This is a genomic window from Aeromonas sp. Marseille-Q7275, assembly GCF_965119515.1.
The window spans coordinates 153,222-167,003 of the sequence record NZ_CBCPLW010000006.1; the positions used below are offsets into that span (position 1 = coordinate 153,222).

Genomic DNA, 13,782 nt, shown 5'->3' on the forward strand with positions numbered 1-13,782 from the left:
TAAAGTGTTCAGGCCAGCCACTGGCCCTGCTCCAGCTCGAGCAGCAGCAACATCGTCAGCGCCTGGGCATAGGGCACGGGCGCCATGGCAATGTCGCAGTAGTACTGATGGTCATGACCGACCATGGTGCCTTTGGAGGCCTCGAGGACGATGCCGTCCCCGTCGATGCGCTGCCAGACGGCACGGGCCGCCCGCAGGGCAGGTTCAATCGTGGCCTCATCCAGCAGGCCCAGACGGACACAGCGCAACATGCCGTAGGCGATCCCCGCCGTGGCCGAGGACTCCTGGGGGGAATAGGGATCGTCGAGCACCGTGTGCCACATGCCGTTGTCGGCCTGCAGCTCGCACAGGGAGCGCACCTGGCGCGCCACCACCTGGGTGAAGTAGCGCCGCACCCCGGCATCCAGGTGATCCCCCATCAGATCGATGAATTCGGGGATGGCTACCGTGATCCAGGCGTTGCCTCTGGCCCAGAAGGCCTCGGCGTAATGGTGCCGGTCGAGGAAGGTCCAGCCGTGGTACCAGAGGCCGCTCCTGGGCTCGCTCAGGTAGCGGGTGTGCAGCAGGAACTGGTAGACGGCCTCGTCGATCAGATCCTGGCGCGCCAGCACTATCCCGGCGGTGCCGAGGAAGAGGCAGGTCATGAAGAGGGTGTCGTCCCAGAGCTGGCCGGTATTGGGCTGCTCCTTCACCACGTGCTGGAAGCCGCCCTCCTCGGTCCTGGGCAGGTTGGCCATCAGATCGTCGGCCCAGGCGTTGACCGTCTCGCGCAGATCGGCGCGGCCGCTGTGGCCTGCCAGCAGCGCCAGGGTGATCATGGGAGCCGTGGTGTTGATCTGCATGGCGGGCAGCCCTCTGGCTATCTGCCCCTCATACCAGGCCAGCAACGAGGCTTGCAGTTCGGCATCCTCCTTGTGCCGGGCATAGCGCCAGAACCCGTAGAGCCCGACCCCGACCTCCCACTCCCACTGTTCGAACTGGATGGCCTGGCCCTGGCTGGCGGTCAGCTCGCCCATGCCTTTGAGCTGGCAGAAGCCGCGGACCACCCGCTCCAGGGTGGGGATGAGTGCTTGCTGGTTCATTGTGCCTCTCCACGATAGGTGATGACGGGATCGCATCCCGCCTCGGCGGGGAAGGAGTGGGAGACCCCTTCGATCAGGCAGTTGCCCTGCCAGTTCAGGCGCATGAGCTCAGACTCCGGAGTGCAGGCGATGGCTGCCTCGCCCTCGAGGCGGACTTCGAGCTTGGCCATGCGTTGGCAGAAGGCCGCGAAGGCGGCGTCGTCGCCATGGCCGACCTCGATATACCAGGCCACCCGGTGCGCCTTGGCGCGATATTCGTTGCCGGCGGTCATCCCGGTCGTTACCGCGCACAGGGGGGCCGAGCAGCCGATGGCGGCGAAGGCATTCCCGGCCCGGATCAGGCAGCCGTGGGCCGTGGTGATCACCCGATCGAAGGCCTCTGCCGGCAGATAAAGGTGGGTCCAGGGGAAGGGGGCATCCTCGGCCAGCCGATAGAGCTGCAGGGTGCGGTTTTCCACCTGCATCACCCGCGGCAGCACGCCGTTGCCGGACCAGTAGGAGGGGCGCTGCTCGCCGCCGGGTTCGGCTTCGCCGGGGTGGTTGACCCAGAACTTGGCGTCATGACCGGAGGCGAACTGCACATCCACCAGATGCTGCTGATGGCCGCGCTGACCGCTGTGGTGGTCGACGCAGCTGGAGAGGCTGACCCCCGGCTCCTTCCAGACGACTATCTTGCCGCCTCCCGCCTGATAGCTGGCCGCCAGCGTGCCCTGTTGCAGGGTCGCGTAGAGGTCGGCCTCGAGGGGGGGCTGATAGTCGCTGGCACAGAACAGCGGCAGGGAGGCGCACTTGCGGTTATACCAGCCGCCGCCCCAGGCGACGTTGCCGTAGGCCGACAGCTCGGTGAGCACGCCGGCCAGCAGCTCTTTCTCGTAGACCCGCCCCATGGTGCCGGCGGCGATCCCGGCCTGATAATGCAGGGAGCTGAGCAGCATCAGCCGATCGATGAGCGCCTTGGCGCGCTCGCGCACCCAGGCATCTCCCGCCAGCTGATAGAGGGCGAACAGGCCGATGTAGTCGACCGGGTAGTAGGGCGCCGAGTTCCATTCGACGAAGCCGTGGCGATCGATGGCATCGAACCACTGCGCCAGACGCTCTGCCGCGATGGCGCGTTGCTGCTGGCCGCTGCGTCCCGAGGCCAGGAAGCGCTCGTGGGGGAACAGCTGGCCGGCCAGGTATTGGGCGGTGTGGAAGCAGAGGGTATGGTTCTCGCTCCAGAACCACATCACGTCGTTGCCCGGCTCATCCATCCAGTAGCGGTAACCGAGGATGGCGCTGCGCACCCGGCGCCACATGGCGGGGGGGAAGTGCTCGCCCTGATGGCGCTGCCAGATCCAGAGCAGAGGGACCAGGGAAAAATCGGAGCAATCCTCGCGGGCGCTGATCCGCGCCAGGGTATCGAGCAGCAGTTGATCGGCCTCGGCCGTGAGCTCGCCGCAGTGCAGCATGGCCAGCAGGCGGGCGGTGCGATCCATGCCATGACGGGCGGTGTGGCGCAGCGCCTGCTGCTTGCGATCGCTCAGGCTGGTTGATTGCTCGGCCTGGCCGAGGGGTTGCATGACGTTGACACCAATGCTGCGGCTGATGGTGACGCCGGCGCAGTGCATGCTCAGCACAATCTGGTAGTGCGCCGGACCGATATCGGCAGGGAGCGCCAGGGTCAGCAGCTGGCTGCCCGGCGTGAGGGTGCCGAAATCCAACTGACGCGCCTTGAAGTTGTCATTGCCCATGCCGTGGATCTCGCCTTGCAGGCGCACGGGGTGAGTCGGTGCGGCCACGCCGAGCCGGATGCGGGCCTGGTTGTGCCAGGCGCTGAGTTCGGGGCGCATGGCGCCAGCAAACTGGCACAGCTCATCGAGCACGTCGGCATCGACATGGGGCAGCGAGACCCCAAGAGGCGCGTGACCACGGTAGATGAGCCGCAGCGCAAACAGAGTATCCCGCTCGAACAGCTCTTCCAGATGAATCAGCAGGGTGTTCTTGCCCGCCTGCAAGGGCAGCATCAGCTCGCAGCTCTGCAGCTTGTTGCGGGTGAAGGGGGTGAACCGGGCGATGGCCACCCCGTCGCACCACAGGCGAGCTCCCCCACAAGTCGACAGCTGGAAGGGATAGTTGCCCGCCTCGTCGGCATGCAACTCTACCTCCAGCCAGCGCTGCACATGGAATGGCACACGCAGGAAGGAGGAAAAAGAGACGGTATCGCTCTCGCCGGTGAAACTCACCTGTGTGCGCGGCAGGGCGTCATCCGGTTCGACGGTGCGCTCGGCCATCTGCTGGCGGAAAATACGCCGGCAGAAGGCATCTTCTTGCGGCCCGGCACCATTCTGGAAGCGGTAATCCATGGTCATGTCCATGGCTTCACCGGCAAAAAACTCGGCGAATCGCTCCTCGCGGGGCGCGGATACGCTAAAACGGGTGAGTGCCGCGTTTGGCTCAAGCACCCAATTTCCAAGCTTCATACTACTCTCCTTGAAGCTATTGAGACCCATAGGGATTATTAATATTGAGTAATCATACGAGCCCCTTTTTATGTTATTAAAGGGGCTTGCCACCTTAATGAATATAAAAACAGATGGCAGCGTGTTTTAACGGCAATTGATGAAAGTCATTGGGCCGTTGGACATCTGATTTCATCTCTCATTCAACGCAATGATGCAAACTGTGACCTGAGCGACAATATATCGACAGTCAACTGGTTAATGTTTCCTGAACTGGAGCATAACCATAATGTTTGCTCATTCAGTGATAGCGAAATGTCAATTTCAGATAAGTCTGTATTGCGTGACACAAGGCCCATATTCAGCGATGAATGGTCATTCGTAATGAATGGCAGGGGTCATTGGATTCCCTTTTTACTTCATCTCTCACGGCTCTTTATTTATCCTGTCATAGGACCTGGTTGGCATTGACTTTCAAGGGTGCTGTCGTTATTCACTGACCCCAATGGCTCTCGATGTCGCAGAGGTGAGCCTGGGGCCCCTGCCCTGGGATAGCCTACTCAGGTCTAGAAGATGTACTCAATCCCGACGCGCCAGCGCCACTGCCAGTCATTGGGGTAGGGGTTGTCATCGGCCGGATCGTTGTATGATACGTAGCCGATCTCGGTGAAGGGTCGCCAGTTCTTGTTGATGGGGACGCGGATGGTGACGTTGTTCAGATATGAATACTCTTCGCCATTGAAGTCAGGATAATCGAGCTTCTTATATTCGAAGTCATAGGCAACAGACCAATTCTCTGCGTTATAACCAAGGTAATAGTTCAACTGGAAATAATGGCCGTTTTCCTTGTTGAGCGAATCATCGTAGTTACGCTGACCCACCCGGAAACGTGCGGCAGTATAAAAATTGGGATTGAACCAGTAAGTCGGTTTGAAATGAACACGCAGATCTTGCACGTCATTGGTGATCTCGGTATTAAAGCCTGCTTCCCACCACCATTTGTCATTGGGCTTGGCAAGATAGCTCAGGTCATATTCAGTGCCCGTGGTGTGAAGTTCATCGAAAGCACCTTCACCCTCACCTCCGTTGGTAAATTTGGATTCGACACCAAACCCCCAACCATTATCGAAGCGGTGGGAAACCACCAGACGATCGCTTTGTTGATCCTGTTTTTCCAGGAACTCGTGTCGATAATTGAGGCTCCATGCATTTGCATTCATGCTGGTGAGCGCCGAGCAGACGGCGATGGCTGCACACGTGAATTTCAGCGTCATAACGTTCGATCAATCCTATGAAAAAAGCTACTGACAGTGGTCCCATTGCCAGATAGCGCATGTGGCTTTCAATCTGGATTGGACTCGTTGGTGTCGAATTTGGTGGCGGAGCACGGCCGCGTGGAGGTCAGCACGCGCATCTGTGAGGACGTGCTGGCCAGGCTTCATCTTACCGGGTACCTTGTATTTTCAAAACGACGGTTCAAATATAGTTCATTTGGTGTTTCATTTACAACGGTGGCGCCATGATGAGATACGAAAATGGGATCTATATCTATATAAAATGAAACGATGTTTCTTTTGTGGGTGCTGGAGGGGGTTGACTGGAACTTGCTGGGGAGCGTTCGGGGCTCGAAGACGAGCAGGCGGTGTTTGCGATGAGCCAGAAACGATCTGGCCCTCGGAAAGAGGGCCAGTGAGGATGGACATTGTGTCTGGGTGTTTAGCCCTGGCGAGCCTTGAATCTGGGATTGCTCTTGCAGATCACGAACAGCTTGCCGCGCCGACGCACGACCTGGCAGTCCGGGTGACGTGACTTGGCTGATTTCAGGGAGGCGAGTACCTTCATGACTTCTCTTTTCCTTTGTTGAAGAATTGGCCGAATCGCTGGCCGAAGCGGGCGACTTGTCCTTCCTTGCCGACCTGCTTCTGCTTGCCGGTATAGAAGGGGTGGGAGGCACTGGAGACATCCAGCGTCACATAGGGATAGGTGTTGCCATCTTCCCACTGCTTGGTGCGATCGGTCTGCAAGGTGGATCCGATCAGGAAGCAGGTGTTGCTGGCCAGATCTTGAAACAGGACCTTGCGGTATTGAGGGTGAATGCCGGGGCGCATGATTGTCTCTTTTTGTTATGTTATAACATGAAATCATGATGCGACGGATGAGAATCAATATCAACCATTTTTTTCTCCCGAGATGGTCAGGCAGGATGGAACGCGCTGAGAAAGGGGAAGCAGGGGGAATGCGGATGAGGTCATGACAGGGGAGAGCGATGGATTGTTGAGCGATGGAAGGGGAACGAGAAGTTGAGTCTTTACTTTTGGTCTTTACTGTATAAAAATACAGTTAACCATCATGGAGACGTATCCTATGCGCCTGGAAATCATCATCGACAGAAAACATCAGATCCCCACTGCGACCATGGAGGCGCTGCGCCAGGAGTTGCTCAAGCAACTGGGCGAGCGATTCCCTGATCTGCATGTGCGGGTCGCCCCGGGCAGTGCCATGGCCTTGACGGTCAGCCGCGCCAGCAAGGAGGACAGGGAACTGGCCGAAGCCATGGTGCAGGAAGTGTGGGAGAACGCCGAGAGCTGGATGCCGGAGGCAGAAGGCGCCGAGGCCTGATCAGGGGGTGGTTGTCGATTTGCCTGTCCTGATCGGGCTGGCGTTCACCCCGATTTGAACGAAACGCAGCTCAAGGCTGCGTTTCGTGTTTGTGGGCAGGCGACCGGGCACTTAGCCAGATCAGGAGATTCAGAGCCCGGCCCAGCGTTTGAGGCTGCCGCTCTGTACCCGCTGGTTGGCCTCTGCGATGTCGCCATTGGCGCGAAGCGCCTTGAGGGCAATGGGCAGGGCAGTGTGCACCTCGTCGGCCGTCATCCCTGCCTGGAGGGCGGGATGATAGGCGAGCTTGAGCAGCACATAGTCGAGACCTGTGGGGAAGCTGTCGATGCTGTTGTCATTGAAGATGGAGGGAAACACCTTGTCCGAGTCGTTGGGCAGCCCCATCACCTGGGTGAGCTCCTCCACTACGCAATCCAGAAAACGGCCCTTGGCCCGGCTGTAGTCCACCGGGATGATGATGGTGGCACGGGTGATCTCATAGCGGCCGTTGGTCGCGAAATTGGCCAGGCAGATCCCCTCCTTGAGGGCAATGCCGACAGAGTCATCCTGGCGCATGGTGCGGCGGACCCAGCTGGCCATCTGCTGGTGCCTGGTCATGATGAGGGTGAGATTGGGGTTGTCGCTGACGAGCAGTATGGGGTGGCCGGTGATCCTGGCCAGATGCTGGCTCTGCACCTTGACCACCTCGGCCTGCAGCGCCTTGTCGCCAAACTCGTTGATGAGCTTGAGGCGGATGGGGCCTTGCCAGCGGGAGAAGCGTACCTGGGCATCATGGCCATATTCCCGCTTCATGGCGACTTCCATGAAGCTCTGGATCAGATAGTCGTTGCTCTGCCAGCGCTCGGTTGCCAGCAGGGAGCAGGGCAGCAGCATGGCGAGCCAGAGGGCCAGCATCCGGCCTGGCGCGGCATGCCGAGGGCTGCGCCCTGAACGAGTGTGCCCTGGGATCATCTTGCCTCCTTGCAACAGATGGCCTCAGCCCGAGGTGCGTTCGATGTCACGCCAGGTGAGCCAGAGCCTGAGATCGAACTCCAGTTGATGATAGTCCGGTTCCATGTGCTGACAGAGCTGATAGAAGGCCTTGTTGTGATCCTTCTCCCGCAAGTGGGCCAGCTCGTGGACCACTATCATCTTCAGGAAGGCGGGATGGGCCTCCTTGAACAGGGCGGCGATGCGGATCTCGTTCTTGGCCTTGAGCTTGTTGCCCTGTACCCGGCTGACATAGGTGTGCAGGCCGAGGGCATCCTTGATCACATTGATCTTGCCGTCGAAGATCACCTTGGAGAGCGGTGCCGAGCTTTTCAGGTAGCGGTTTTTCAGCTCCATGGTATAGGCAAGCAGCGCCTTGTCACTCTGGACGAGGTGGGTCTCGGGGTAGCGTTTGGCCAGCATCTCGCCGAGTTTTCCCGCTGCGATCAACTGCTGTACCTGGTTCTTGAGGGGATCAGGATAGCCCCCCAGATAGGTCAGTTCCGCCATGATGTCTCCCCCTTCACACTAAAAAAGAGCGCCATTGTAATCATGATGGGCCCCCTTGAACACAGGTCTGCACGCCAATGAAAGGGGCCGTCGCTGTTGCCAGCGACGGCCCCGACCTTCGTCAATCTGTCTCAACGCCGGCGATAGAGACCCGGATCCACCTCTTGGTAGCGGTCCGTCAGATATTGATAGAAGGCGAGGCTGGAGGGAGAGCTCGGCGTTTTCAGCTGCTCTGCCACCCGCTCCGGCTTGGCGATGATGAACTTGGGATCCTGCCGCCGGATGTCGGCCAGCACCCGTTCGCGCACGTCATAGGGCGGATTGACGTTGGCGAAGAACAGATAGGCGGAGGCGGGCTGGCGATCTGTCCACAGATAGTATTGCGGCTGTATGCCGTCGACCCAGATCTTGTCGGTCGGCCCTGTCTCGGCCTTGATCCTGTCGACTCGCACCTGGGCCGGCGGATTGAACGGCTTGCCCTTGAGGTTGCCCTCCCAGGCGTTGTTGACCAGCAGTGCCAGCATGGCGAGCGACGCAAGCCAAGGGGTGGCGCTGCGCACATCCCAGGCGCGCCAGAGCGGCACCAGGATGAGCACCGGCAGGGCCCACAGCAGGCTGTTGCCGAGCACTTCGCGCACCCGCGGCAGCGACCACTCCTTGGTGCTCCAGCCGTAACCGAGCTGCTGGGCCAGCAGCCAGCTCGCGGTCAGTACCACTAGCGAGATGCAGAGCAGGCCCAGGGCATCGGACTGCTGCTCGCTGCGATCCAGCAGGCAGGCGAGTGGCAGCAGGCCAAGCTGCAGGTAGAGCACGTCGTAGTGATCGAACACGTGGCCTGAGACGGAGTTGGCGATCAGGGTGAAGAGCACGCCGAACAGGGTGGCGCAGAGGGCGGGCAGATACCACTCCTGGCGGCGTCCCAGCATCAGCACCATGAAGGCAGGCAGCAGCATGATGAGGCCGGTGCGCAGCAAGCCGACGGCCCCCACTTCCGGCGAGAAGCCGTTGCCATAGCTCCCCTCGAAGAAGATGCCGAAGGCGTAGTATTTGAATTCGTCCAGCAACCCGTGGTGCTGGAAGTAGGCAAACAGCGGGCCGCCGACCAGGGCCAGCCCCAGCAGGCTGGAGCAGAGCAGGCCGAAGGCGCAGCGCCACTGCTCACGCAGACACCAGTGGCAGAACAGCACCAGATACCAGGCTCCCCAGAAGGCGCCGTTGTTGGTGCGCATCCAGGCCACGATGGCGAAGGTGAGGGCCGCCACCAGGGCCGGGCCCCAGCGAAACTGCTTGTCCAGCAGCAGGGTGATGAAGGCCCACTGGGCGATGAGGGCCAGGTGGAAGGTCCAGTCCTCGGTCATGTTGCCGTAGTAGTAGCGGGTGCTGTAGAGCGCAAGGATCGCCAGCATGCTGCCGAGACGGGCCCGCAGGGAGAGCCCCAGCTGGGAGAACGCCTGCCAGCTGGCGAGCAGACCGAGCCAGCAGAGCACCCACTCCAGCAGCCAGATCCCGAAGAAACCGCCCAGGGAGTAGCCGAGGGCATCGAGGGCGAAGATCATGGGGCCCTTGATGTCGATCATGTCCCGATAGAGCACGCCCCCCTCGCTCCACATCTTGCCCATCACAGCAAACAGGGAGGCATCAAAGCCGGGTGCCATGCCGTGGAACAGCGGGTTGCGCAAGCAAAACAGCAGCGCCATCAGGGCGGTGAGCAGGACAACCAGCGGCTTGAGCCCGGGGTTGTAGCGCTGAGGGGTAAAACGGATGGCGTGATTCATGGATGACCTGTTCCTGCGGGAAAGACGTAAAAGCGGGCCTATCTTGCCGAGGCCGGCAGTCCGATGCAATGGGCTGGGGTGATGTGTTTGAAATAATGTATAAAAGTAGCGTTTTCAGTGCCCGCAGTGGGCTAAATGATTAGCGGGGCCCGCTGTTGGCTGGTGTTGCCGAGGCCGGCAGTCTGCTGCAATGGGGCTGGGGACTGTGCTTGAAAAATGTAACAAGCGCCGCTCTCACGAAGAAAAGCGGCGCCTTGACAGGGGAGGGCCCGGCGAGGGGCCTCAGGCCATGGGACTGGCGCTCTGGTATTCCACCAGTGCCGGCAGGGGGGCCAGCTCGGGCAGATGGCGGGCCCAGCGGATAAAGGCGTCGGCCAGGGTGATGCCGAGCTCCTGATTGTGCTGGGTCAGGGTGCGGGCCAGGGCAGTGTAGCCCTCCTTGCCGGAGGCGGTGTAGGCGCTGGAGACCCCCCGATAGATGGCATCCATCTCGACGCTCTGCCACTGACCCGGACTCGCCTCCCATTCGAGGCGGGTGATCCGGCTCCCCTTGGGCCTGTCTGCCTGATAACTGAAGCGCATCCCGGCGGTGTAAGGGAAACTGCCGCTACCATTGCCGACCACGCCGTTGTTGGTGGCGTTATCGATGGCCCCCTCCAGCGCTTCTGCCAGCTCATGGCCGTGCACCCGGTAGAGGGTGAGCGGGATGGCAAAGGGCAGCAGACGCCCGGCGATGTCCGCCTCGCTTAAGGGGCCGGGTTCGAGGGAGCAGCGCACCCCCCCTGCGTTGTGCAGGGCGAAATCCACCTGACCCACCTGCTCGCGGGCGCCGGCCAGCATGGCGCTCGCCACCAGGGGGGCGACCTGACTGCCGGCGGGCAGGGCGGCATCGGGCAGGCGCTGATGGTGCAGTGGCCCGGCGAGGTGGGTCACGATGCGCCGGGTCATGGTCTCGAGCTCGGGCCGGTAGCGCCTGGCCAGATGCTGCTCGATCTCGGGGGCTGGCTCGCAGAAATGGAGGCCTGCCGGCGGGGGCGAGGCAAAGGGCCATGGCTGCCAGGGCAGCCACTCCAGCTGGCCGCGGCTTTGGCAAACGCGCCCGCGCGCATCAAATTCCAGCTCGCACACCCCGAGGCAGAGCGCGCTGTGGGCCGCATGCAGTATGGCGACCCCCTCGATCATCAAGGGGTAGCTCCCCTCGCTCATCAGTCCGAGCGGGGCCAGATCCCCCAGCTGGCTGTGGGTGTGGCCGCCGACAATCAGGCTGAGTTCGGGGAAGCGGGCCGCCAGCCGCTTGTCCTGCTCCAGCCCAAGGTGGCTGAGCAATATGATGTGCTCTATTCCTTCGGCCTTGATCTCGCCGAGGGCGGCGCTGAGGGTCTCTTCGATGCCGTGGAAGCGGGTATGGGGATCCGGGCTCGCGATGGCGGCCATCTGCGGCAAGGTGATGCCGAGCAGGGCGAAGGGGACGCCGTCGATGACGCGCCTGTGCCAGGGGCGGCTGGCATCATACAGCTGTGGCAAGCCGTGCAGCCGCAGCGGGGCATCGGCCGGCTCCTGGCTGCTGTCGAGGTTGGCGGCCAGCACCGGATAGTCGAGCTGGCGCAGAAACTCCACCAGCGGGCCGTTGCCGAGATCGAACTCATGGTTGCCGATCACCATGGCATCCGGTCGCAGCAGGCCGAGCAGGTCGGCGTTGGCCCGCCCCTTGAAGCGGTTGAAATAGAGCGACCCCTGGAAGGTGTCACCCCCGTGCAGCAGCAGGCAGGTCTGGCCCGCGGCGGCGGCCTGCTGGCGCAGGGCGGTCAGCCGGGTCAGGATGCGGCCGTAGCCGCCACATTGGGTGCGCCACTCGGACTCACCCTCTGGGGAGAAGCGCATGGGCGCGCCATCGAAATGGGAGTGGCAGTCACTGAAGTGGGCAAGTTGAACCGTAATACTCAAGGCTCGGTCCTCCTTAGGGAAAAAGAGCACCGAGTCTACTGCAAGGGGTGGGGGGGATGCCAGCCCGGCAGACGCCGGGCTGGAAAAGCGTCAGACGGTACTCAGGCAGGCACCAGGATCTGGGTGGCGAGGATCACCACCAAGAGGCCGACGGCGACCGGCATGGAGGTGCGTTTGACCACCTCGAACGGGGATAGATTGCCCATGCCCGCACAGGCGACCACCACCCCGGAGACCGGCGAGATGGTGCGACCCAGGTTGGAAGCCTGCAGCATGGGGATGACCAGGTAGGCGGGATTGACGCCCAGGCTGGTGGCCAGGTGCGGGATCAGCTCCACGAAGGCGTAGAAGGGGGCGTTGCCCGAGCCTGTGGTGAAGGCGGCCAGGGTGGTGATGACCACCAGCACCAGCATGATGATGACGCCGCCTGTGCCAAAGCTCTGGGCCAGATCCAAGAGGTTTGCGATGAAGCCGAGCCCCATCAGCCCCTGGGCGAAGACCCCGGCCCCCACCAAGAGCATGACCACGCCGGCGAAGGCGTCGGCCATGCTGCGCCAGCACACCTGCAGACCGTCCAGCAGCTCGCGGCCGTTGCGCTTGCGCACCAGCTCCAGCAGGGCGGCCAGCACCAGACAGATGACGATGATGGTGACGATGTCGAGCTTGGGGCCCAGCTTGCCGTCAAACAGCAGCACGCCGATGATGGGAGTGAACGGCAGTATGGCGTAGAAGCCGGGGGCGTCTGTGATGAGATCGCTCGGGGCGACCGCCTCGTTGTGCTCGCCGGACTTTCTGTCCAGATAGCGCTGCCAGAAGAAGTGGGTCACCGCCATGGCGGCTATGGCCGTCAGGGAGATGGGCAGGGTCAGCTTGAAGGCAAACTCGATGAGCTCCATGTTGGCGGCCTGGGCGGCCATCACCACGTCCCCGGAGGTGGGGGCCAGTATGATGGCGGCCGGAGAGGCGCACACCGCGGCCGCGGCGCCACGGGAGATCCCCATGTTGACCATCAGCGGGAACAGGGTCGCCATCAGCAGCACGCCGAGGCCGGTGGCTGAGCTCACCGCCAGCGACATGGCACAGGCCACCAGGTAGGCGGCCACCAGCAATATGTAGGGGGACTTGATGATGCCAAGGGGCTTGCTGGCCAGCTTCACCAAGATGGTGTTGGCGCCGATGTGGCTCATGTAGCCGGCAAAGCCGCACAGCACCATGATCAGCATGCCGAGGCCGCCCCCCCTGTCTACCAGCAGGAAGCGCACGTACTCGAACACGTCTGTGGCCACGTGGCCGGTGGAGGTGACGCTGGCTGGCAGCACCGCCTTGCCCATCAGGGCGGTGATCGCCAGCAGCAAGAGGCCGCCGCTGAGCAGCACCCCGGTCGCCGAATAGCCCTTGAAGATGTAGCGACCCACGGCCAGGGTGACCAGGGTGCCAATAAGGAGTTCCATCATAAATAGGTTCCTGAGTATGGAGTGACGTCGGGCATCTAACGGGCTGAGCAGAGGGTTGGACTGGCTAGCTCGACATGTGCCAACAAAAACGCCGGGATTATTACCTCATAAGGAGTAATTCGCCATGGGGATGGTGGCTGGCTGTGATCTCCCTTGCAAATCCCCATTCTGAACGGGTGGAAGCCGCCCCTTTGCCGCCCCCGGCTCCGAGAGCAGGTGACAGCGCCCCTGATCGCGGTTAATCTCCCACACTGACTATTAATTCATTGATTATTAATTGAAATTACGCCGGACTCACAAGGAGCAAGGCAGCACGACGATGGGACTCTTCAGCAAGACAGGGGCGGTGGCGGCCCTCATATATGCCGCCTCAATCGGAGCAGCACCCTCCCATTATGCAGGTATTCGGGTGGCGCCCGATATCAAGGTCGATTTCCAGTTCTATCGGGTATCAGGAGCCGATGTGGCCGCCGTGATGCGCCAGATCACCGCCTTGTCGCCTGCCCAGGCGGACGGCCATATCGGCAGGGCCAGCTATCAGCTCTCCTGGCAGTTGCAGACCAGGGCGACCCCGGCGCGCTGCGAGCTGGATCAGGCCCAGGTGACGGCCCGCATCCAGGTCAGGGTGCCGAACTGGATGGACAAGGGCAGGGCGTCCGCGGCGGAGCGGCAGAAGTGGGACAAGCTGGTGGCGGCCATGTTCGACTACGAGAGCCGTCACAAGGACATCTTGCTCGAAAGCGTCAGCCAGCTCGGCATCCGGTTCGCCCAGTTGCCCGTCGCCCGGGATTGCGCCGCCTTGCAGTACCAGGGCTGGCAACAGGGGCAGGCGGTGCTGGAGGCGACCCGGGATCGATTCGCCACCCTGGCGCAGCAGACCGATCGGGGGCGCAAGCTCGGGGTCAGCTGGCCAGAGGGCAGCTGATCGTCATCGCCAATAAAAAACGGGCTTCCCCTGGGGAAGCCCGTTTTGTTTGAGGTCCAATCTGGG

12 protein-coding genes are annotated in these 13,782 nt (G+C 61.8%); 2 read left to right on the forward strand and 10 right to left on the reverse strand.

Annotation, left to right across the window (positions count from 1 at the left end):
- Positions 1 to 8: 8 nt before the first annotated feature.
- From bglB to ACWPWQ_RS08020, 5 genes are all read right to left on the reverse strand, one after another.
- A complete protein-coding gene (gene bglB, locus ACWPWQ_RS08000; RefSeq protein ID WP_454009508.1) occupies positions 9 to 1,082 on the reverse strand; it encodes a beta-galactosidase BglB in 1,074 nt (357 codons plus the stop codon).
- Positions 1,079 to 3,541 (reverse strand): hypothetical protein, encoded by a 2,463-nt coding sequence (locus ACWPWQ_RS08005; protein ID WP_454009509.1) that lies wholly within the window; start codon positions 3,539 to 3,541, stop codon positions 1,079 to 1,081. Before ACWPWQ_RS08005 ends, bglB begins: the two co-directional genes overlap by 4 nt.
- 545 nt (positions 3,542 to 4,086) lie before the next feature.
- A complete protein-coding gene (locus tag ACWPWQ_RS08010; RefSeq protein ID WP_106887010.1) occupies positions 4,087 to 4,794 on the reverse strand; it encodes an oligogalacturonate-specific porin KdgM family protein in 708 nt (235 codons plus the stop codon).
- Positions 4,795 to 5,236: 442 nt separating this feature from the next.
- Entirely contained in the window at positions 5,237 to 5,362 is a 126-nt protein-coding gene (ykgO, locus tag ACWPWQ_RS08015; protein WP_025326720.1) for a type B 50S ribosomal protein L36, read from the reverse strand.
- On the reverse strand, positions 5,359 to 5,628 hold the full coding sequence (locus ACWPWQ_RS08020) for a type B 50S ribosomal protein L31 (RefSeq protein WP_429159256.1): 270 nt from the start codon (positions 5,626 to 5,628) through the stop codon (positions 5,359 to 5,361). Before ACWPWQ_RS08020 ends, ykgO begins: the two co-directional genes overlap by 4 nt.
- A 256-nt stretch (positions 5,629 to 5,884) precedes the next feature.
- Here ACWPWQ_RS08020 and ACWPWQ_RS08025 point away from each other — a divergent pair, with 256 nt between their 5' ends.
- Positions 5,885 to 6,139, forward strand: coding sequence for a DinI family protein (locus ACWPWQ_RS08025; protein WP_171273977.1), 255 nt, complete (start codon positions 5,885 to 5,887; stop codon positions 6,137 to 6,139).
- Between the two features lie 129 nt (positions 6,140 to 6,268).
- Here ACWPWQ_RS08025 and ACWPWQ_RS08030 read toward each other — a convergent pair whose 3' ends face one another.
- The 5 genes from ACWPWQ_RS08030 to dcuC form a co-directional block, all read right to left on the reverse strand.
- Complete coding sequence (locus ACWPWQ_RS08030; protein WP_454009529.1) at positions 6,269 to 7,033, reverse strand: DUF2927 domain-containing protein; 765 nt, start codon at positions 7,031 to 7,033, stop codon at positions 6,269 to 6,271.
- Positions 7,034 to 7,114: 81 nt separating this feature from the next.
- Positions 7,115 to 7,618, reverse strand: a complete 504-nt coding sequence (locus tag ACWPWQ_RS08035; protein WP_265436035.1) for a M48 family metallopeptidase — start codon at positions 7,616 to 7,618, stop codon at positions 7,115 to 7,117.
- Between the two features lie 131 nt (positions 7,619 to 7,749).
- Positions 7,750 to 9,393: a hypothetical protein gene (locus tag ACWPWQ_RS08040; protein WP_454009510.1), complete on the reverse strand. Its 1,644-nt coding sequence runs from the start codon at positions 9,391 to 9,393 to the stop codon at positions 7,750 to 7,752.
- 282 nt (positions 9,394 to 9,675) lie between these two features.
- The gene (locus ACWPWQ_RS08045) at positions 9,676 to 11,337 is read right to left on the reverse strand and encodes a bifunctional metallophosphatase/5'-nucleotidase (protein ID WP_454009511.1); all 1,662 of its coding nucleotides are present in this window, start codon (positions 11,335 to 11,337) and stop codon (positions 9,676 to 9,678) included.
- A 101-nt stretch (positions 11,338 to 11,438) separates the two neighbouring features.
- Positions 11,439 to 12,791: an anaerobic C4-dicarboxylate transporter DcuC gene (dcuC, locus tag ACWPWQ_RS08050; RefSeq protein ID WP_202045304.1), complete on the reverse strand. Its 1,353-nt coding sequence runs from the start codon at positions 12,789 to 12,791 to the stop codon at positions 11,439 to 11,441.
- 319 nt (positions 12,792 to 13,110) lie between these two features.
- On the opposite strand from dcuC, the gene ACWPWQ_RS08055 reads away from it, so the two are divergent.
- Positions 13,111 to 13,716 carry a DUF922 domain-containing protein gene (locus tag ACWPWQ_RS08055; protein WP_404838316.1) on the forward strand — a complete coding sequence of 202 codons (606 nt, stop codon included), beginning with the start codon at positions 13,111 to 13,113 and terminating at the stop codon, positions 13,714 to 13,716.
- Positions 13,717 to 13,782: the final 66 nt, after the last annotated feature.